This is a genomic window from Nostoc sp. (assembly GCF_036918015.1).
Lineage (GTDB): Bacteria > Cyanobacteriota > Cyanobacteriia > Cyanobacteriales > Nostocaceae > Nostoc.
Map to the genome: position 1 here is coordinate 147,155 of NZ_JBALEO010000063.1, position 20,140 is coordinate 167,294.

The 20,140-nt window shown below is 41.9% G+C and carries 17 protein-coding genes; all 17 read left to right on the forward strand.

Going from position 1 to position 20,140, the window contains the following annotated elements; genetic code table 11:
• Positions 1-117 precede the first annotated feature (117 nt).
• The 17 genes from V7K61_RS15645 to V7K61_RS15725 all read left to right on the forward strand — a co-directional run bounded on the left by V7K61_RS15645 (position 118) and on the right by V7K61_RS15725 (position 20,130).
• Positions 118-1,500 (forward strand): AAA-like domain-containing protein, encoded by a 1,383-nt coding sequence (locus tag V7K61_RS15645; protein ID WP_335054414.1) that lies wholly within the window; start codon positions 118-120, stop codon positions 1,498-1,500.
• A 489-nt stretch (positions 1,501-1,989) separates the two neighbouring features.
• Positions 1,990-2,370 (forward strand): hypothetical protein, encoded by a 381-nt coding sequence (locus V7K61_RS15650; RefSeq protein WP_335054416.1) that lies wholly within the window; start codon positions 1,990-1,992, stop codon positions 2,368-2,370.
• 158 nt (positions 2,371-2,528) lie between these two features.
• Positions 2,529-3,095: a ferric reductase-like transmembrane domain-containing protein gene (locus V7K61_RS15655; protein WP_335054418.1), complete on the forward strand. Its 567-nt coding sequence runs from the start codon at positions 2,529-2,531 to the stop codon at positions 3,093-3,095.
• 77 nt (positions 3,096-3,172) lie between these two features.
• The gene (locus V7K61_RS15660) at positions 3,173-4,198 is read left to right on the forward strand and encodes a WD40 repeat domain-containing protein (protein ID WP_335054420.1); all 1,026 of its coding nucleotides are present in this window, start codon (positions 3,173-3,175) and stop codon (positions 4,196-4,198) included.
• Positions 4,199-4,620: 422 nt separating this feature from the next.
• Positions 4,621-6,234 carry a phage tail sheath family protein gene (locus tag V7K61_RS15665; RefSeq protein WP_335054422.1) on the forward strand — a complete coding sequence of 538 codons (1,614 nt, stop codon included), beginning with the start codon at positions 4,621-4,623 and terminating at the stop codon, positions 6,232-6,234.
• 10 nt (positions 6,235-6,244) lie between these two features.
• Positions 6,245-6,712 carry a phage tail protein gene (locus tag V7K61_RS15670; RefSeq protein WP_334841267.1) on the forward strand — a complete coding sequence of 156 codons (468 nt, stop codon included), beginning with the start codon at positions 6,245-6,247 and terminating at the stop codon, positions 6,710-6,712.
• A 257-nt stretch (positions 6,713-6,969) separates the two neighbouring features.
• Complete coding sequence (locus tag V7K61_RS15675; RefSeq protein ID WP_335054424.1) at positions 6,970-7,782, forward strand: hypothetical protein; 813 nt, start codon at positions 6,970-6,972, stop codon at positions 7,780-7,782.
• Between the two features lie 120 nt (positions 7,783-7,902).
• Positions 7,903-8,640 (forward strand): T4 family baseplate hub assembly chaperone, encoded by a 738-nt coding sequence (locus V7K61_RS15680; RefSeq protein WP_335054426.1) that lies wholly within the window; start codon positions 7,903-7,905, stop codon positions 8,638-8,640.
• Entirely contained in the window at positions 8,640-12,191 is a 3,552-nt protein-coding gene (locus tag V7K61_RS15685) for a hypothetical protein (protein ID WP_335054428.1), read from the forward strand. Before V7K61_RS15680 ends, V7K61_RS15685 begins: the two co-directional genes overlap by 1 nt.
• A gap of 3 nt (positions 12,192-12,194) precedes the next feature.
• Positions 12,195-13,442 (forward strand): DUF4255 domain-containing protein, encoded by a 1,248-nt coding sequence (locus V7K61_RS15690; RefSeq protein ID WP_335054430.1) that lies wholly within the window; start codon positions 12,195-12,197, stop codon positions 13,440-13,442.
• A complete protein-coding gene (locus V7K61_RS15695) occupies positions 13,439-15,541 on the forward strand; it encodes an ATP-binding protein (RefSeq protein WP_335054432.1) in 2,103 nt (700 codons plus the stop codon). The genes V7K61_RS15690 and V7K61_RS15695 overlap by 4 nt, the downstream gene beginning before the upstream one ends.
• Positions 15,538-15,795 carry a hypothetical protein gene (locus V7K61_RS15700; RefSeq protein WP_335054434.1) on the forward strand — a complete coding sequence of 86 codons (258 nt, stop codon included), beginning with the start codon at positions 15,538-15,540 and terminating at the stop codon, positions 15,793-15,795. The genes V7K61_RS15695 and V7K61_RS15700 overlap by 4 nt, the downstream gene beginning before the upstream one ends.
• Positions 15,792-16,268 (forward strand): N-acetylmuramoyl-L-alanine amidase, encoded by a 477-nt coding sequence (locus V7K61_RS15705; RefSeq protein ID WP_335054436.1) that lies wholly within the window; start codon positions 15,792-15,794, stop codon positions 16,266-16,268. The genes V7K61_RS15700 and V7K61_RS15705 overlap by 4 nt, the downstream gene beginning before the upstream one ends.
• Positions 16,269-16,340: 72 nt before the next feature.
• Positions 16,341-17,993: an eCIS core domain-containing protein gene (locus tag V7K61_RS15710; RefSeq protein ID WP_335054438.1), complete on the forward strand. Its 1,653-nt coding sequence runs from the start codon at positions 16,341-16,343 to the stop codon at positions 17,991-17,993.
• Positions 17,994-18,536: 543 nt separating this feature from the next.
• Complete coding sequence (locus V7K61_RS15715) at positions 18,537-18,962, forward strand: hypothetical protein (protein WP_335054440.1); 426 nt, start codon at positions 18,537-18,539, stop codon at positions 18,960-18,962.
• A gap of 129 nt (positions 18,963-19,091) precedes the next feature.
• The gene (locus V7K61_RS15720; protein ID WP_335054442.1) at positions 19,092-19,748 is read left to right on the forward strand and encodes a hypothetical protein; all 657 of its coding nucleotides are present in this window, start codon (positions 19,092-19,094) and stop codon (positions 19,746-19,748) included.
• Positions 19,749-19,845: 97 nt separating this feature from the next.
• Positions 19,846-20,130, forward strand: coding sequence for a LysM domain-containing protein (locus V7K61_RS15725; protein WP_335054444.1), 285 nt, complete (start codon positions 19,846-19,848; stop codon positions 20,128-20,130).
• Positions 20,131-20,140: the final 10 nt, after the last annotated feature.

Genomic DNA, 20,140 nt, shown 5'->3' on the forward strand with positions numbered 1-20,140 from the left:
TAATTTAATTTGTCTAAACAATACTATTGTACTAATAAATGGCAGATATTGTGTTACTTGCGTAACTCCTGTTGTCTTTACTGTTATCTTTATTAGTAGCATTTGTCTGTAATCTCTATGAACCTTGACAGTCTGTTTGAGATTGTTGATCGCCTGCTAATTGAGAGCCACAATCGCCCCCTTAATTCCACCGAAAATCTGATTCTGCGTGGGATTTGGCAGTATAAAACTTATAACCAAATAGCTATAGAGGCAGGTTATAGTCCTGGGTACTTTACCAATGTTGTTGCTCCAGAGTTATTTGGGCGACTTTCTGAGGTCATTGGCCAGCGCGTGACCAAGAAAAACTGTCAGGTGCTGCTGGAATCTTATGCCATCGTTGAAGCAGCTCCAAATACAAAACTTTTGAAAGAAGACCTGACGCAATTTCCCCCCACAGTTAATCAGGATACGTCACCTTCCTACCCCAGCGGCTCAGTTGCTCTCGCCTCTCCCTTTTACCTCAAACGTTCTTACCTTGAGGAGCAAATCTATCAAGAAATTAAGAAACCAGGAGCGTTAATCAGGATCAAAGCTCCCAGAGAAATGGGCAAAACTTCACTGTCGCTGAGGATTCTTGACTATGCCAAGCACCAGGGTTACTGCACTATCAGCTTGAATCTAGAACAAGTCGAGCAGACAATTCTGAGCGACTTGAATCAACTTTTGCGCTGGTTGTGTGCCAATATCGCCCGCCAGCTTCAGCTCCAACCAATGTTAGACGAGTATTGGGATGAAGATTTGGGAAGTAAAGTTAGCTGCACCGTCTACTTTCAAGAATATCTACTAGAGTCAATTAATACTCCCCTGATCTTGGCGTTGGATGAAGTGAACCATATTTTCGAGCATCCCCAAGTAGCGAAGGATTTTCTGCCTCTGTTGCGTTCTTGGTACGAAGAAGCGAAAAGACTGCCCATTTGGCAAAAGCTTCGTTTAGTCGTTGTTCACTCAACAGATATTTATGTTCCTCTTGAACTTAATCAGTCTCCTTTCAATGTAGGATTACCGATTCAGTTAGACAACTTTAGCCAAGAAGAGGTACAACAGTTAGCCCAACGCTATGGACTCAATTGGACAGATGGAGAAGGAGCTAGACAATTAATGGCAATGGTCGGGGGACATCCGGCACTAGTAAATTTAGCTCTCTATCATCTGAGTCGAAACGAGGTAACTCTGTCGCAACTACTAGAAACTGCTCCCACTGCTAGCAAAATTTATTCTTATCACTTGCAGCGTCACTGGGCAACCTTGCAAAAACAGCCTGAGTTAGCACAAGCTTTTGATAACGTTCTGAATGCTAATGAAGCTATTCTCTTAGATCCCATCCTTACTCACAAGTTAAGCAGTATGGGGTTGATTAAACTTTCTGGATCTAAAGCGATCGCAAGTTGTGAATTGTATCGGCGATTTTTTAGGAAAAAAGAGCAGCATTTGGTGTTGCAGAATAAAAATATGAACTAGTGCAATTGCTATAGAATATCCAAGATGTGCATTAATCCGCATTGGCAAAAATAGTAAACAAAATAACTACTTTGTATTGTTGGACACAATAGTGATAAATCCTTGAGATGTACCACAGTTAATTTCCATGCTTGGGAATAATACTTAGTTTACCTGACTTTCAGGCTTAATTGAAGTATTGATTTATGAGTAACAGTATTGAGAGCGCCTACTTAATAACCTGAAGAAAAAAGCTCAAGCCTTTGGTTTAGAACTCACTCCTATTTCTGAACCTACGCAATTGTTGAGAGTACAGGTGCTTAATTACAAGTTATTTTAGTACCATTCCTATTTAGGGATGTTATTTTTCATGAGTTTTTTTATGAGTTATGGAATGACTTTTATGAGTTTGAGAGTCTATAAGACAACTAATATTAAAAGTAATTCACTGCAATGTTATATCTAATGCGAATTTAGCTTTTTTAAATAAGTAGAACAGGAGAAGCTTAAATGTTTAATTCACTTGGTGTATTTGAAGAAGGTTTTCGCTTATCTCAAAAAGCAATTGATTATTTAAAAGAATGGAATACTGAAGCGGAAATTGCTTCAAGTATTTCTCAAACAGCCCAAAAGGTTGTTGAAATGTTGGTGAATGTGGCTGGTATGACTATGGCTCATAGTAGAGATTTTCAAAGAGCAACACCTTTTTTTACACTGAAAGATAAAACGGTAGTTAAAATTTTTATAAATCCAGCACAGGTAAAACACATATTCTTAGCAGATGACAATAACAAGATGATATTTGGAGGCTACGTAGGTTGGATTCATACAAAAGAAATGAATAAAGCTATAGATAAAATCAAGCAAGAATTTACTGAAGAGACTATGTAAAATTTAGAAAGTTTATTACTTAAAGGTTTAAGAAGTGGAGTTAGATAAATATACCAGTCTTACGCTGGCAAGCTTTGACCTTCTTCGCTGATGTGGGTGTAGTAAATATTTAACTTATAAAAAAGTGGTTTTTATTGAAAAATTCACGAGGATTGGTCATGGCAGCAATCGATACAGCACCGTTAGAAAACAGCCTGGGATTTCTAGCTTTAGGAGCTTATATTCTCACCTTAATGCCCACGAATCTCAGAATCATTTTTCCTCAAACTAAACAAGCGAAGCTTCCCAAATGGCTGTTAAAATATCGACGACTTATCGGTATTCTGGCTTTCTGCTTGGCTTTGCTTCACGCTTTCCTCTTAGTGAAAAAGAGAGACCTTGATTTTTTAGATCCCAATACCTATTGGATTTATATCCAAGGTATATCTACCTTCATAATTTTTACCCTATTGGCAATTACTTCTAATGAGTGGAGTGTCAAAAGACTGAAAAAAAATTGGAAGCGATTACATACCCTGACTTACTTAGCTATGTTCCTGCTCACTTGGCACGTTTGGGACAAAATGTCAGAGCATTGGAGCTATTTAACGCCGATTGCGCTAGTAGGGATTGTTACGACAACCCTTTTATTTCTGATGCGACGCTGGATTGAACATCGGAATAAACAACAAAAAGGGAAAGGAAAAGCGTTCTCATCTCAAATTCCGGAAAAAATTACTCTATAGTACCCCTAGTCTCCGACACGGTTACGCAGTGGGTGCAAGTCAGATTATTTTCCCACTCGCACAAGGAATGTTCTGTTATGAGATCGAAACCAATTACCTGGAAATCTTCAGCAGCATTGGCAATCAGCACCCTAACGATCTTGGTTGGTAGTAGCAGTTGTGCTAGCCTATTCTTCCACTTCCGAAACGCTAGTGTTGCTACTATCTCTGTTGCAACCACTCAACCCTTACGTTCTCTCCAAGGAAATTCAACTTGGGTTTACGCTCTTGCAATCAGCCCTGATGGACGCTTCCTCGCTAGTGGCAGTTACGATAAAAAAATTAGAATTTGGGATCTGCCTAGTAACACCTTACTCTATACTTTAGAAGGACACGGCGATGCAGTGGTAAGCCTTGCCATCAGTCCCAATAGCAAGCTGCTCGCTAGTGGCAGTTGGGATAACCGTATTAAACTCTGGAATTTAGAGACGGGGCAACTACTTAGTACCCTAGATGGCCATACAGATGATGTAGAAGCCGTTGCCATCAGCCCCAACGGAAAGTGGTTAGCCAGTGGTAGTGCTGACACAACCATCCGCATCTGGAACGTGCAGACTGGCGTACAAGTTCATCAGTTATCGGATGGAAAGTGGGTAAGAACTGTTGCTTTTAGTCCGGATGGGCAGACCTTAGCTAGTGGCAATGAGGCTGGTACACTCAAAATTTGGCGGCTGATGGATGGTGCTGTTCTAAAAACCCTGAATGCTCATTCACAAGCCGTGCGTTCAGTGACTTTTAGCCCTGATGGACGGACTTTAGCGAGTGGCAGTGCTGATAGAACAGTCAAACTCTGGCAAATGCCCACTGGTAAATTGTTGCACTCCCTAATTGGACATGATGGAGTTGTGTGGTCAGTGGCTTTCAGTCCCGATGGCAAGAGATTAGCTAGTGGTAGCAATGATAGCACTATCAAGTTATGGGGGTTGCCTGAAGGCAAACTCTTGGAGAATTTGATCGGGCATGAGCGAGGCGTGCGGTCAGTAGTTTTCAGACCGTATGGAAACATGATAGCCAGCAGCAGTGCCGACAAAACCATCAAACTCTGGTCAGTTCCTAAAGAGTGACAATAAGCTTTTAGAAAGTAAACAAATCTTTATGAGTAACAGTATTGAGAGCGCCTACTTAATAACCTGAAGAAAAAAGCTCAAGCTTTTGGTTTAGAACTCACTCTTATTTCTGACCCTATGCAATTGTTGAGAATCAAGGTACTTGGTTACAAGTTATTTTAGTAACATTCCTATTTAAAAATGTTATTTTTCATGAGTTTTACTATGAGTTATGGGATGAGTTTTATGAGTTTCAGAGCCGATGAGACAACTAATATTAAAAGTAATTCACTGCAATGTTATATCTAATACGAATTTGGCTTACTTGCTCAAATAAGTTATTACTGGTATTAAAATTTACGATCTATCTTAATTTTTTTATTTAAAAGTTGACTATTTTGTCAATTTGTAGGTTTTAATTCTTAATCAGAGAACGAACAATGCCCATACAACCAACTTATCCAGGCGTTTACGTAGAAGAAATCAAGAGTGGAGTACGCACGATTACAGGCGTATCTACCTCTATTACTGCCTTTATTGGTCGCGCCTTACGAGGCCCTGTAGACGAGCCGATTACTATTAACAGTTATGGCGACTTTGAACGCATTTTTGGCGGATTGTGGCTGAATAGTACTCTTGGCTATGCTCTACGAGATTTTTACCTCAACGGTGGTAGCCAAGCAATTATTGTCCGACTCACTCACTCCAAGTTGAAACAGGCAGAAGGTCAAACTCCAGGGGAAACTGAACCCACAGCTAAGAAAGCACAACTAAATGTGAATGGTCTTAACTTAGAAGCAGCGAATGAAGGCAGTTGGGGAAATGCTTTGAAAGTGCGGATTGAATATGTAGATACTAATGTCAGACGTGACGCAAATGAGCAAAAACTATTCAACATTACAGTTCTGGATCAAAATACAAGTCAATTAGAAGTATTTCGCAACGTATCGGTGCTGCCAAATCATCCAAGACGAGTAGATAAAGTTTTGTTGAATGAATCTTATTTCGTTCGATTTAGAGATGAATCTCTGCCAACAGACAGACCAGCTGCTCATGCTCAACCCGCACCTGATAAAAGATTGTGGGATGATAATAACGATACAAATACCAAAGCGGAACCAAACAGCGGTGCGGATGGTGACGATCTAGATGTGAACGACTTCACAGGGACAAATAAGGAAGCAAATAAACAGGGTCTTTACGCTTTAAATAAAGCCGACCTGTTTAATATGCTTTGTATTCCGCCTTATAAAAATGATGGCAATATAGATTATGACTCTTTAGTTGATTCAGCAGCAAAATTTTGCCAAACCCGACGAGCGTTTTTTATCATCGATCCGCCCAGTACTTGGACTGATAAGGATAAGGCCAAAGCTGGTATTCAGAACGACCTTGGTGAACCAACTAGTTATGCTGGTGTTTTCTTTCCTCGAATCAAGCAGCCAAATCCTTTACGGGAAAATCAAATAGAAGAATTTGTTCCTTGTGGTGCGATCGCTGGTGTATTTGCTCGTACTGATGTTCAACGCGGTGTATGGAAGGCTCCAGCAGGTACAGAAGCAACATTGACAGGTGTACCACAATTGAGTGTACCTCTAACAGATCCAGACAATGGGGAATTGAATCCTCTAGGAATCAATTGTTTGCGAACTCTACCAGCTTATGGTCGTGTGATTTGGGGATCGCGGACGCGGAATGGAGATGACCGTCTGACGGATGAATGGAAGTATATTCCGGTTCGTCGTTTTGCACTTTTCTTAGAAGAAAGTCTTTATCGCGGTACGCAATGGGTTGTCTTTGAGCCAAATGACGAGCCGTTGTGGGCGCAAATTCGCTTGAATCTTGGAGCTTTTATGCACACTCTCTTCCTTCAAGGAGCCTTTCAAGGTCGTAAGCCGGAAGATGCTTACTTTGTGAAGTGTGATAAGGAAACAACAATCCAAAACGATATTAACTTAGGAATTGTCAATATCATTGTTGGTTTTGCTCCTCTCAAACCTGCTGAATTTGTCATTCTCAAGATTCAGCAAATAGCCGGACAAATAGCAGTTTAAGGAGAAATATATGCCTTCTATTTCAGGTAAACGTTTAGACCTCTACAAAAACTTTAAGTTTGTTGTGAAATTCGCTGGTAAAGACGTGGCTGGGGTAAGTAAAGTCAGTGGTTTGAAGCGAACCACTGAGGTCATAGAACACCGTACAGGTGGCGACCCTAGCACTGTCTACAAGTCTCCAGGACAAAGCAAGTACGATGCCATCACCTTAGAACGAGGTGTTAGCAAAGATCCTGATTTTGAACAATGGGCAAACAAAGTCTGGGCGCTTGGTGGTAGTCCAGAAGTGTCTCTGGCAGATTTCCGTAAAGATATCACTATTGAGGTTCGTGATGAAGCTGGTCAGAAAGCGACTTCATATAACGTTTTTGGTTGCTGGGTTTCAGAATATCAAGCTTTACCAGACCTGGATGCTAGTGCTAATGCTGTCGCTATCGAATACATAAAGATAGAAAACGAAGGTTGGGAACGTGCTTGATGATTAACTCGGCTGAGTTAATCAAGATGTTAATTATTCAATCACTAGGAAATCAACTATAGAACTCCTATTTGATTTTTCAAACAGCTAAGTATACTTACCCGTATACTTAGCAAAATTTAAATAGGATTTTTATGGATTACTGAACTTAACTTGCTAACTTCTGCTAATCAATTTGGCTTGAAGCAAACCTTTGTTAATTGGGTCTTGCAGAAATTGCCTAGACAAGGCGGTTAGATTAATGAGGTACATCAGCTATGAATTTAGAAAATAAGCAGAACATTGATGAAATTATTAATCACTTCATTGTGAGTAATAATGGCAAAATTGATGATACTGTTTTGAATAATTTAATTGAAATTAAAAAACTAGCATTAGAAGAACAGAAAAATCAAAATGAGCAGGAAATCAAAAGAGAAGAAAATCTCATCAAAGCTAAACAGAATAGATTTCCCAACAGTATTTTGAGTAATCCAACAACTACGGCTGTTGTTGCTGCTTTAGCTGGATTTTTGACATCGAGTATTGTAGCATTTATTCAGGGAAGTTCTAATCTTCAACTTGAAGAACTTAAGTTTCAATCCGAACTTATAACCAATGCAACTAAACCAGATGATAAGAACAAAAGAATTGAACTACTGCAATTTAATATTGATGCTGGCTTAATCAAAGATCCTTATATTATCTCAAAGTTGGATCATATAATAAAAAGTGGTAATGTTCCACAGTCCTCTGTAACTACAATTGATCCCAATCAGTACATTCTCCCTAATGATTTTTCTATACCTACAGTTAACGATTTTATCGGCTCTCCAGGTTGCTATATTGCTGCCTATTCACATCAAAAGGAAATGAGCGCTAGTTCAGTTGGGGGCGATATTTATGTTATGGGTCAAGTCAGGGTTCCTGGACATTATGAGGGAAGAATTTGTCAGCCAAAAGGTTATGAAGGACAGGATATCAGTAGTTTAGATTACTTTAAAGAATTATTTGACCAAAAACTACCTAAAGTCTGTATAAACAAAAGTTGTTGGGCAGGTGGTGACACTGGTGGTTTTGTTGGTAGGTAATTAAATCAATGAAAGATTTAAACCTTTTATGGAACTCCGATTTGATTTTTGAAAATACAAAAATCTGCCATATAAAGGTTCAGTTCTTAATATACTCAGCAAGATTCAAGTAGGATTTTTATGCGATCGCTATCAGCCTCGGAACTGTTAAATATCTGGGAGTGGGGACTTAATCAGCCATCTTGGTCTAAAGCAATCAAGCTACTAGCTAGTGCTTGTCCTGAAACCTCCATAGATATGCTTACTCAACTCAGCCTCGGTCAGCGTGATGCCATGCTGCTGACATTGCGGGAGTGGACATTTGGTTCACAACTGGTTAGTCAAGTCACCTGTCCAAGCTGTGGTGAAGTCTTGGAACTCAATTTTGATATTGCAGATATGCGTGTAGCATCACTGTCACTTGAACCAGTTGAGAAATATTGTCTTGAGCTTGGTGATTATCAGGTGAGTTTTCGTCTACCAAACAGTTTAGATATGATAGCGATCGCTGAACACAAACAGCCAGAGATTGCTCAAGAGATTTTATTAGAACGCTGTATTTTGCAAGCAGTGTGTAACGGTGAATATCTGCTGTTTCAGCAATTACCATCTCATACCAGAGATGCAATTATTACCCAAATGGCTGAAGCAGATCCTCAAGCAAATGTGCCAATTGATATTTCCTGTTCCGCTTGTAACCACCAATGGCAATTATTATTTGACATTGTGTCGTTCTTCTGGGCTGAGATTAACGCTTGGGGATTTCGAGTGTTGCGAGAGGTACATACTTTAGCTGCTGCTTACAGTTGGCGTGAAGCTGATATTTTGGCGATGAGTCCCAGACGGCGACAATTGTACTTAGAGATGGTGACGGACTGATGAGCAATTATCTCTTTCATTTGGTAGCTAAAAGCTTTAACTTAATCGATACAGTTCAACCTCTTGTCTTATCAGTCTTTGAACCGTTACCAGAGCCTACCCTTGACTGGGAGTCATCGACTTTTACCACAGAATCAACTGAGTTAGAAACAACATCAGAAGCGGAAAAATTTCCCAATTTTGACATTGTGCAGTTGTTGGAGAAGCGATGCCTGCGGCGAGCTTCGCTAACGCCTGCAACAATAGGGCAAATATCTGAAGAGATAACTAACCCCCTGTTAACTAATTTAACTTCAACACCTGTTCAATCTTCCCAACCAATACTAAAGTCAATTCCTAATTTGACACAAAAGCCTGACTTAGAATTATCCTCCAATTGGAATTTTTCAGATTCAGTTCTGACTCAAATCAGTACTGATAATCAGCAATTGACTTCAAACCCAGAGCAAAAAAAAAGTAGTACTCCACCAACTTTTGCTCCTGCTCAATTATCACAGAAACAAGTAAGTAAAATTAATCCTGTTGTTTCTTCTGTCCAACCTTCAAACCCAGAGCAAAAAACAAGCACTACCACACTAAATTTGGTTCCTGGTCAGTTATCACAGAAACAAGTAAGTAAAATTAATCCTGTTGTTTCTTCTGTCCAAACTTCAAATATAGTAAACTGGGAACGATTGATAACTCAACGTTTTGTAGAATTAGAAAGATTTTCATCGACTACAAATCAAATAGTACCTAATCCTAACACAGAGCTATTGAAGTCTGCACTTGTACCACAAACAAAGACTTTCCTATCGAATCATCTCGTTTCTGTACACAACACAGAATCAAATACTTCTCTCTCTAACCCCATCTTTGAACAGAGGCAGATTCCACTTAAATCTTTCCCCCAGCAACTAATTACAATCAATCGTCTGGGTTTATCTTTGCAATCACCTTTAAAGTCAGATTTGCAAACATATTTCTCCGAAAACCCAACAAAGACAGTAATGTTTTCCTTTACTCCTCAAGAAAAAATATTTTCTTTACAAAATCTAAATCCCGCAATTTCAAGGACTGCGATCGCAAACGAAAATAATCCTCCTGTCTCAAAGTTAGTTGGTAAAAAATTAGGAAAACTTACAACTCAATCATTAAAAAACCAATCAATTGAAATTAATCAAGAAGTTTCTCCTAATCTCTTAGCAAAGGTATTGTCTTTGAAGCAATATCTCCCGCAAATACAAGCAGAAGCCAGCACTATTCTATCAATTCCTAGCGTTCTACAACAGGGAAAATCTGCAACTGAAAACTTACATAAGCAACCTACAGAAATTAATCCAGTCTTTATCCATTCTCAGTTACCACAAGTCGAAAATTCTGAGGACTTTCTTCCTCAACTTCAATCAGAATCAACAGCCATGTCTACGATGGTAAACTCTTGGAAAGGCTACACCAACGTCTACGCACCTGCTATTTCTCAAGTTTTGCCTTTAACACCTATGCTAGCAGTGGAAACTAGCGCTCCTGCCTCAAGTTCTGTAATTCAACACCAGAAAAAAGCTGTAACTGAATTGTCATCAACGCAATCACTACAAAGAAGTGGGAATGTTTCATCTACTCAAGTGCAAAAGCTGATAAGTTTACAGCCATCTATTCCAGAAAAACCTGTAGACAGCGCACCTGTTGCTAATCAAATATTGCCCACAAATCAAAAATCATTAACACCTGGGTTGACGCTAGAAACTAGCACTCCCAGCTTCAGTCCTGTAATTCAACACCAAAAACAGTCTGCAAGTGAATTAGTACAACAGCAATTACCGCAAATAATTGGGAATGAAAATGTTTTATCTTTGCAAGTAAAAAAGCTCATTAATCCACAACTAGATTCCAACCAGTTTTTAGAAGAACCTGTGGCGATGTCTACGACGGGTAACTCTTGGAGAGGCTACGCCAACGCCAACGCATCTGCAAGCGAGCGGGTACTATCTTTAACACCTGTGCCAACTATGGACACTAGCATTTCCACCTTAAGTCCTGTAATTCAACCACAAGTACAACATGGAGCGATACCTTCTCTTCTCTACGAGAGGCTGCGCCAACGAGACGCTACGCCTAGCTTGCTTCCCCGTAGGGGTACGGTAAGCTCCGCTAACGCATCTACTATTGATAGTACTTTAGCGAATTCACACAAACAGACCTTAACACCTACAATTGCTACAGAAACAATTGCCGAACCCCAGGAAAAACTTACGTCTAATGTGCCAGAAAATCAGCAGAGGTTTGTCCAAAAAAATGTTTCATCAATACAGCCACTTCTCGCAGATACTTCTTCTAAACTATCTTCGCTTCAGACAAACAGTTCTATTGCACCATTCGTAAATAATCTATCATTATCTGTCGCTTCACAACCGATAATTCAGCTAACTGCTATTAATTCAGATATAATACCAACTCCTGCTTTACATCCTTCAACCCCAGGAATTGACATACAATCACAAGTCAACTTTTCTGACTCTCACTTGTCTGATTTCCGTGGGGAAAAAGCTTCTACTCAGGAAGTCGGCTCACAAAACTATAATACGAGCGATCGCAAACATATTGCTATCCAGAAAATTGGCGTTGTCGAACAGCGGGATGAATTGGGGCAAGCTGGGGCAGAGATGAACGTTAATTACGCCCATCATCCCGCAAATATGCAACGCCAGCAAATTAATCGTAATCAAGGTATATTGACCAACCCAGTTGAAAACTTAATATTACCCCAGAACCCATCCCCTAACTTATCTATGTCTGCGGATAGATTTAAAAAGCGCCAACATATTGCTATCCAGAAAATTGGCGTTGTCGAACAGTGGGATGAATTGGGGCAAGTTGGGGGAGAGATGAACGTTAATTACGCCCATCATCCTGCAAATATGCAACGCCAGCAAATTAATCGTAATCAAGGTGTATTGACCAGCCCAGTTGAAAACTTAATATTACCCCAGAACCCATCCCCTAACCTCTCTATGTCTGCGGATAGATTTAAAAAGCGCCAACATATTGGTAGCCAGAAAATTGGTGTTGTCGAACAGTGGGATGAATTGAGACAAGGTGAGGCAGAGATGAACGTTAACTACGCCCATCATCCCGCAAATATGCAACGCCAGAAAATTAATCCCAATGAAGGTATATTCACCAGCCCAGTTGAAAATTCAATATTACCTCAGAATACATCCCCTAACTTGTCTATGTCTGCGGATAGAGGTAAAGATGAAGTGAAGTCTTTGTACTTTACGCAACTAGAGGAATCTGATTTCAGACCGCTATCTCAGCCTATCAATGACCTCACTGTAAAAAATTTGTCAGTCGTTGCAGCTAGTAGCAAAAAAGCCCAGAAGCGTTGGCGAAGCCCGTCGCAGACATCGCCAGTGGGTTTGGATACACCACCTAAGATTCAAGTCACAATTGGTCGGCTAGAAATTCGCAGCGCAGCCCCAGCACCACCTCCGTCTCGACCAAAGCCCCGGACAGCAACATCTGTGATGGGTTTGAATGAATACTTGCAGCGACGTGCCAGAAGGAGGTAAGCGATGAGCAACGCTTTAGCTATTGCGGCTGTCACAATTACATTGCGTCACTTGCTCCAGCAAAGGTTTGATGTTGAGAGTTCGGGGGGAATCACTGTGACGACACGACCATTGGATAAGGTACGAGATAATACTGTTAGTAGTGGCGATCAAGTTAATTTATTTCTCTACGATACTCAAATAAACCCAGCTTGGCGGAATATGGATATTCCTTCTCAAGTAAAGCCTGGTGAAACAGGACACCAGCTTTTGCCGTTGAACCTCTACTACCTACTGACTGCTTACGCCCAAAATGATGACTTCCCAGAACCTACGAGTCATCGGTTGTTGGGTGTGGCGATGAGTGTTTTTAATGACCATCCTATGATTACTTCTGCGGATATTAGGGCAGCTTTGCCTACTACCGATCCTCAAGAGTACGACCTTGACTTACAAGAAGAACAGTTGCGAATTGATTATCAACCGCTATCTGTGGAAGAGGTGTTTAACCTCTGGTCAACTTTTCAAGTACCCTATCGAGTTTCTGCTGCTTATGAAGTGTCAGTAGTGCTGATTGAGAGTAGCTTACCTGCAAAAACTCCGCTACCAATTATCAAGCGTCAGTCTAGCGATCGCGGCTCAATTCTGCAATCAAACCTATCGTCACCCTTACCCACACTGGTTTCTCTGCAATTGCCTAACCAGCAAGCTAGCGCCAGATTGGGCGATATTCTGATTCTTAATGGTTTTCACTTAGATGCTGAAAATCTAGTTATATCTTTGACAAATATTCGTTTAGAAATTTCTCTGGAATTATCACCTTTAGCAGAGAGGACGGCAACGGATATTAGAGTTCAATTACCTGATGAGCCTGAAAACTGGGCAGCAGGTTTATATACCGTGGTAGCCAAAGTAACGCGAACTGGCGAACCAAGTCGGACTACCAATGAATTATCTTTTGCCTTAGCACCTAAAATCTTGGATATTATACCACCAGAGGCAACAGCAGACGCTAATGGCGAAGTAAGCCTCACTCTGATTTTAAGCCCTCAAGTGCGACCAAGACAAAGGGTAGCGTTATTGTTAGGCGATCGCGAAGTGCTGGCTCAACCACATCCAAATCAAACAGATAGGCTAGAGTTTCGGATTGCAGGTGTTACATCGGGTGAGTATTTTGTACGAGTGCGGATTGATGGAGTAGATAGTTTGCTGGTGGATCGCACAGTGACACCGCCTGTTTTCGACCAAAATCAGAAGGTGGTGATTTTATGAACAACCTCGATTCTTGGAGAGCAAACAATGAAGAATACCTAGCAAATGAACTGGCTTGGCTACGCTGGCGTTTGTCTGAGTTTGCACAGTTACCTGATATTGAAAAGCCTAAAGTCACAGAAATGGCAATAGTGGAAGGGATGAATCCATCCACAGCACTAGTTCTATTAAGCCAAAAGTTAGATTTATCTGACTTTGAACAACAGGTCTTACTGTTATGCATTGCAATGGAATTAGATCCAGGTATAGCGCGTCTTTGCGCCAAAGCTTCAGATAATTCTCACCAGCCTTATCCTACCTTTGCCTTAGCTTTATCATTATTCGATGAACCTACTTGGGATGCCCTTTGTTGGGAACGACCTTTGCGTTACTGGCAATTAATTGAAATTCATCAGTCAGGAGTTCAACCGCTGACTACGAGTGGTTTACGGGTAGATGAACGGATATTAAATTATGTTAAAGGATTAAATTCTTTAGACGATCGCTTGGTATCACTACTGATGCCGATGGAAACAGCAGAATGGAATGTAAAATTACCCCCATCTCAAAACGCTGTTGTCGAAACAATTATTCAGCAACTGCACCAAACGCATAGAGAACAACGTTTACCTATTATTCAGCTAGTGGGGGCAGATTCTCTCAGCAAGCAACTAATAGCCCAACATGTAGCAGCCCAACTAGATAAATATGTCTATCGTTTGGCAGTGGAATTATTGCCCACTCAGGCGAGAGAATTAGAGACAATTGCTCGTTTGTGGCATCGGGAAAGCTTGCTATTGCCGCTGGCGCTGTATTTAGATGCCCAAGAGGTTGACGGTAAACCCACTACAGAAGGACAAGCACTTCCTTTGCATCGGTTTCTTACCCGCAGTGGTGGTCTACTTTTCCTTAGCACTCGTGAAGTTAAGCAATTGGGTCTGCCGACAATTGTCGTGGATGTTGAAAAGCCAACACTCACGGAACAAAAAGCAACTTGGACTGAGGCATTAGGAGGAGTAGCAGATAGTAGTCCGCAGGTTCTGGCGACTCAGTTTAACCTAAATTTAGTTAAGATTGAGCAGATTGCCCAGCAAGTGTTGGGGGAAATGCCGTCGCAGGAAGAAGACCTAACCCCCCCAGCCCCCCTTCCCTTGCAGGGAAGGGGGGAGAAAGAGGAGGACTCCCGTCTCCTTGTAGGAGAGGGGTTGGGGGAGAGGTTCAACGAATCGGCTTGGAGAAAAACCTTGCGTGGTAAGCTTTGGTCGGCTTGTCTTGCTAGTACTCGTCCGCAGTTAGATACTTTAGCTCAACGCCTCGACCCGAAAGCAACTTGGGATAATATTGTCCTACCAGCAGAGGAGACAAACTTGCTGCATCAAATTGCTGATCAAATCAGACAGCGCAGCCTAGTTTATCAACAGTGGGGTTTTCACAACCGCATGAATCGGGGCATGGGGATTAGTGCCTTGTTTGCCGGGGAAAGCGGCACAGGAAAGACAATGGCGGCGGAGGTGATAGCCAATGATTTGCAGCTAAATCTTTACCGGATTGACCTTTCATCTGTGGTTAACAAATATATTGGAGAAACGGAGAAAAACCTGCGGCGTTTGTTTGACGCGGCGGAAGATGGCGGGGCAATTCTGTTTTTTGATGAAGCGGATGCCTTATTTGGCAAACGTTCTGAGGTGAAGGATAGCCATGACCGCTACGCCAATATTGAGGTGAATTATCTGTTACAGAGGTTAGAAAATTATCGCGGTTTGGCAATTCTAGCAACCAATCTTAAGAGTTCGTTAGATCATGCCTTTATGCGTCGCTTGCGGTTTATTGTGAATTTTCCTTTTCCGGGTGTGGCTGAACGTCAGGTGATGTGGCAAAAGGTGTTTCCAGTAGAGACACCAACACAGGATTTAGATTTTAACCGTTTGGCACGTCTGAATATGACGGGGGGCAGTATTCACAATATTGCTTTGAATGCAGCGTTTCTGGCTGCTGGCACTGGTACGCCTGTGACGATGCAGTTGGTGTTAGCGGCAGCACGGGCTGAGTTTCGCAAATTGGATCGACCAGTGAATGAGACAGATTTTCGGGTTTTAGCACCTACGGGGGTAAGAGTATGAATATCAATATTGATATAGAAAAGCTGATTTTAGAGGGGATGCCGATTTCTCCCAGTCAAGCGCGGTTGTTGCAAGCAGAGGTAGAGAGTGAATTGGCGAAGTTGCTGGCTAATAAAGGTTTACCAGACAACTTGCTCTCAGGTAGCGTAGTGCCTGGTGGTGCAATTCAAGTGAAGCCTGGAATTAACTCTACCCAAATGGGGCAACAAATTGCACAAGAAATAGTTATCAAAATATTAGGAGAAAAATCATGAGTAGACCAGACGTAAAATGGATTCCTGCAAGCTCTAAAAATCAGACTGATTACCGCGAATCGACAATTGATTCTATTGTGTGTCACAACACCGACTGTTCATTGCAAGCTGCTATAGCCACATTCCAAGACCCTGAAGCACAAGTTTCTGCACACTACATTGTTGCTCGTGACGGTACATGCATCCAGATGGTGTTAGAAGATCATACCGCTTGGCACGCAGGTGACAGAGCTATGAATCATCGTTCTATCGGAATCGAACACGTTGCTGACAAAAATAATTTAGGTATGACACAAGAGCAACAACAGTGTTCGTTAAACCTGATTGGATATTTGGTGGATAAATACAAAATTCAGAAATCTCACATTCATACACACCGTACAGTAGATACAATCGCTGGTGGTACTGATTGTCCCAAATGGATTTGGCCTGATGAAGCATCGTTTGAAAAGTTTAAAGAGACAATAGCCTGACATTTGACGAGATATTTCTTAAGCGACTGAGCAGCACAATGAACGGCATGTTGAATATTGAGGAATGAAACCATGACTAGTGAAAGAATTGCCCAAACTAATCAGCAGCAAAAAAGTGAGAAATCCCAGGCGAGTGGAATTTTACAGCGTGCTGCCGTTCGTTCTGTTTCGGATGCAGGGGTGCAATCAACAGAAGATAAAGAAGCACAGCCATCAAATAATTCGGCTTTATCTAAAGACTTTAGCCGAGTGCCTATCAGCACAACTAAATCACAGCAGATTATGACTAAGCTAATGATTGGCGCAGTGGGGGATAAATACGAACAGGAAGCGGATAGGGTAGCGGCACAGGTGGTGCAGCGAATAAATGCACCACCTGTGCAGTCAGGTGAAGATGAAACTGTTCAGCGAGAGACGATGGAGACAAAAGATAATCAAGCAAGAATGATGAGGTCGCCAATATTACAGAGTAAGTCTAGTGATGGTGGGATGGCTGCTACGCTAGACTTAGAAGCCTCCATTAACCGAGCAAGGGGGGGCGGACAAACCCTCACAGACAATATACGCGAAGCGATGGAACAGGCATTTGGCGCTGATTTCAGTGGGGTGAAGGTTCATACGGATACTCAGGCTGACCAATTGAATCAATCAATACAGGCGAAGGCGTTTACGACGGGGCAGGACGTGTTCTTTCGGCAAGGAGCGTATGAGCCTGGGAGTCGGGGAGGGCAGGAGTTGATTGCTCATGAGTTGACCCATGTTGTGCAGCAGAATGGGGGGGCAGTGAGGCGATCGCCCAACCAAATTCTGAGGACAGGGCAACCCTCACTATTATCAGCCATAACGGTGGAGAGTGGTAATCCCGTTATCTGGAGAATGTATGACACCAAAGCGGGTAGAGGTATACTTTGGCGAAATTTCAACAGATCGACGAAAGCATTCGACCTCAACGATTTACCGCCTGAATTAAAGACACGACCCTGGCGGGGAGTAGCAATTCCAGATGAGAATTTCCAGACCTTCTTTAACAGAGGATTTCTATGGGTGGAACTGCCAGATAATTTGGCGAGGGAAGCATATCTAGGACAAGAAGGGCAGGCAGCAAAACCCTTCAGTGCCACGGTAAACGACAGGATGTTTGAAGAGCATTGTGCACTTAGCAACGAAGATGCCAGGGAAAAATCGCTACGCCGATTTAACGAGGCACCGGGGAGTACCAATATTGGTTATAATCGGACATTTAGCTGGGTGATCAGTGGAACTAAAGCACTGTTAGCGAGAAGCGCAGTTAATGCGGTAAAAAACAACGGTAAAGCGCGGGCGAGTATATATTTCGGTGCCCAACAGTTAGGAATAACGATGCCTTCAGTCTCAACGCGGCAGGTGGATGTAGAACGCAAGGAATACAAAACAAGGGACGCGGCAATTTCCGCACATGCAAAGAATATCCTACCAGATCCGGATGGTAGTAAGCGGGTTAGCGGCGTAACGCTAAATGGAGCAGGCGGGGCGGGTAATACAACCATCACAGGTGGATGGAACTGTACAACCAACGTAATGGAGTTGTACCACTACGCTGCTGGGGGACTGGGAGTTGGGGATGCAATGCTAAGGCAGAATAAGCAGGCAAGATTTATATCTAATGCCCATGGTACGCCAGCAACTATGGATCAGGCTTCAACACATATGCCTGTTCGTGGGGTGTTGCCGTTGGTGTTCGGCTAGCCGATAGCGCCATTCCCGATGTGTGTGGATTAGTCCCAGATTTCTCACCACACCCCTCAAAGCCTGCGCTTGTGCAGGGGAGCAGGGGAGCAGAGGAGCAGGGGAGAGTTCAAATACCAGGCTCTTTCCCCTCTGCACCTCTGCCCCTCTGCCCCTCTGCCCCTCTGCTGCATCAAAGCAGGGAAGCTTGTGAGAAATACGGGTAGTGTGCTCGCGGATCTTGTAGGGTGCGTTAATGAAATGTAATGCACCATCTGTATCTGATTTCCGGTGCGTTACGCTGACGCTAACACACCCTACGTGGATTTGCGTAGCACTAGGTGAAAACACTTTTAAAAAACTGAAATTATTCTCATCACTCACTAATAAAATATCCACTCAAATTAAATGCGATCACTTACTTGTAGAGTAAGCATTCCTGTAGAAAATCCTGAAACACTTCTCATCAACTGCCGAGAAAATAGCTAGTCAAATTGAATGCAATCGCTCATTGGAACTTTGAATCAAACTCAGTAATCCAACAAGTCGAATTAAATAAAACCCATGCTTGGCTATATCCTCATCACTGGCGATCGCGCCATATTCAACCCCATCTTTGGTAAAGCAATAGTTGTAGTACGTCCTGGGTTCTTAACTGGTACTGGGAGAGCTACAGTTAACAAAAAGACTATTTGCATCGATGGCGACGAGAAAAAAGTCATTCTTCCTGGGTGTCCTTACACAAGTCCGCCCTTTCTCATCCCAGGTATGGGAATACTTTCTATTCAATCCTTAGCTGGTAATCAAAAATCCCAAAAAGTTAAATCTAAGGGAAAAGCAGTATTGCTCAAAGGTAATACATTCAAAGCAAAATTTCAGGTAATGGTTCCAGCTACCCAACCAACAATACCACCAGAACCAGACACCACTCTCCAATACTCCGGCACGGGAACGTTTATGACTACTAATTTTAGAGCAAAAGCAACTTGACAAAGCTTAGTATATATGCAAAGTATTGTACTCCTATTTAGACTGCGATCGCCAATCTTATCGTTTACATTAATCTATGCAATTACCCAAATTAATACCAGAAAACACAAATAAATTAGGAATAGTCTTATGTCTCACTTTCCCTATGCGCCACGCTTATTAAAAGCAACCATCGCCGTCCTTGATGCTGTTAGCTTTTTCCCCAAAGGATTGATTATACTGCAATACAATCCCGAAACACTCAGACGCACTTTACAGGTAAGAGGTGCGGGTTCTGAAGGAAGCGATCGCCTAGAAGCTTTGCGTCTAGTTGCACCACCGCTAGAGACTATTCAACTAGACGCAGAAATTGATGCTACAGATCAACTGGAGTTTCCTGCAAAAAATCCAGATACAGTGTTGTTTGGCATATACCCTCAATTAGCAGCCCTAGAAACCCTGATCTATCCTAAAAGCAGCCAAATTCAGACAAACAATCAACTCGCCCGCACAGGTGTTTTAGAAATCTTACCAAATGAGGCGGATTTAAGTGTATTTATATGGAGCTTAAATCGTGTAATGCCAGTACGCCTCTCTGAGTTCAGCATTACCGAAGAAGCATTCGATTCTAAACTAAATCCCATTCGTGCCAAAGTCAGTTTAGGTATGCAAGTATTAAGCACAAATGATTTGAGATTTGACCATAAAGGCAGCAGCTTGTTCAGAGTCTATCACAAGCAAAAAGAGCTTCTAGCTAAGGTAAACACGGCTGCGATTGTTATCAAGACAGTTGCTTCTTTCTTATAAACTTGGCTATCTTTAATCATGAATTATTTCATCTGTAAGTTTCTCAAAAACATCTCGGTAAATATAAGTTTTTAGTTGTAAAATAAAAAAGAGTAAAATGTTTACTGAAAGCAGTCGTTACTACGATATAGAAATTGCCAAGTGGCAAACAACATCAAATCAAACTATCAGTTACCTCAGACGCAGATTTTTACCGTCATCACAAAGGTTTGAAATTCTTCAAGAACATCAAGTCAGCGAAGGCGATCGCCTAGATAATATCACTGCAAATTATCTACATGACCCGGAAGTTTTCTGGCATCTATGCGATGCTAACAACGCTATGCACCCTGATGAATTGACTGCCCAAATTGGTCGGCGACTGCGTATTCCTCTGATTTAAAAAGGTTAAC

Coding starts and splice junctions, on each gene's coding strand:
- V7K61_RS15645 (WP_335054414.1), top strand. CDS start 118: ATGAACCTTGACAGTCTGTTTGAGATTGTTGATCGCCTGCTAATTGAG.
- V7K61_RS15650 (WP_335054416.1), top strand. CDS start 1,990: ATGTTTAATTCACTTGGTGTATTTGAAGAAGGTTTTCGCTTATCTCAA.
- V7K61_RS15655 (WP_335054418.1), top strand. CDS start 2,529: ATGGCAGCAATCGATACAGCACCGTTAGAAAACAGCCTGGGATTTCTA.
- V7K61_RS15660 (WP_335054420.1), top strand. CDS start 3,173: ATGAGATCGAAACCAATTACCTGGAAATCTTCAGCAGCATTGGCAATC.
- V7K61_RS15665 (WP_335054422.1), top strand. CDS start 4,621: ATGCCCATACAACCAACTTATCCAGGCGTTTACGTAGAAGAAATCAAG.
- V7K61_RS15670 (WP_334841267.1), top strand. CDS start 6,245: ATGCCTTCTATTTCAGGTAAACGTTTAGACCTCTACAAAAACTTTAAG.
- V7K61_RS15675 (WP_335054424.1), top strand. CDS start 6,970: ATGAATTTAGAAAATAAGCAGAACATTGATGAAATTATTAATCACTTC.
- V7K61_RS15680 (WP_335054426.1), top strand. CDS start 7,903: ATGCGATCGCTATCAGCCTCGGAACTGTTAAATATCTGGGAGTGGGGA.
- V7K61_RS15685 (WP_335054428.1), top strand. CDS start 8,640: ATGAGCAATTATCTCTTTCATTTGGTAGCTAAAAGCTTTAACTTAATC.
- V7K61_RS15690 (WP_335054430.1), top strand. CDS start 12,195: ATGAGCAACGCTTTAGCTATTGCGGCTGTCACAATTACATTGCGTCAC.
- V7K61_RS15695 (WP_335054432.1), top strand. CDS start 13,439: ATGAACAACCTCGATTCTTGGAGAGCAAACAATGAAGAATACCTAGCA.
- V7K61_RS15700 (WP_335054434.1), top strand. CDS start 15,538: ATGAATATCAATATTGATATAGAAAAGCTGATTTTAGAGGGGATGCCG.
- V7K61_RS15705 (WP_335054436.1), top strand. CDS start 15,792: ATGAGTAGACCAGACGTAAAATGGATTCCTGCAAGCTCTAAAAATCAG.
- V7K61_RS15710 (WP_335054438.1), top strand. CDS start 16,341: ATGACTAGTGAAAGAATTGCCCAAACTAATCAGCAGCAAAAAAGTGAG.
- V7K61_RS15715 (WP_335054440.1), top strand. CDS start 18,537: ATGCTTGGCTATATCCTCATCACTGGCGATCGCGCCATATTCAACCCC.
- V7K61_RS15720 (WP_335054442.1), top strand. CDS start 19,092: ATGTCTCACTTTCCCTATGCGCCACGCTTATTAAAAGCAACCATCGCC.
- V7K61_RS15725 (WP_335054444.1), top strand. CDS start 19,846: ATGTTTACTGAAAGCAGTCGTTACTACGATATAGAAATTGCCAAGTGG.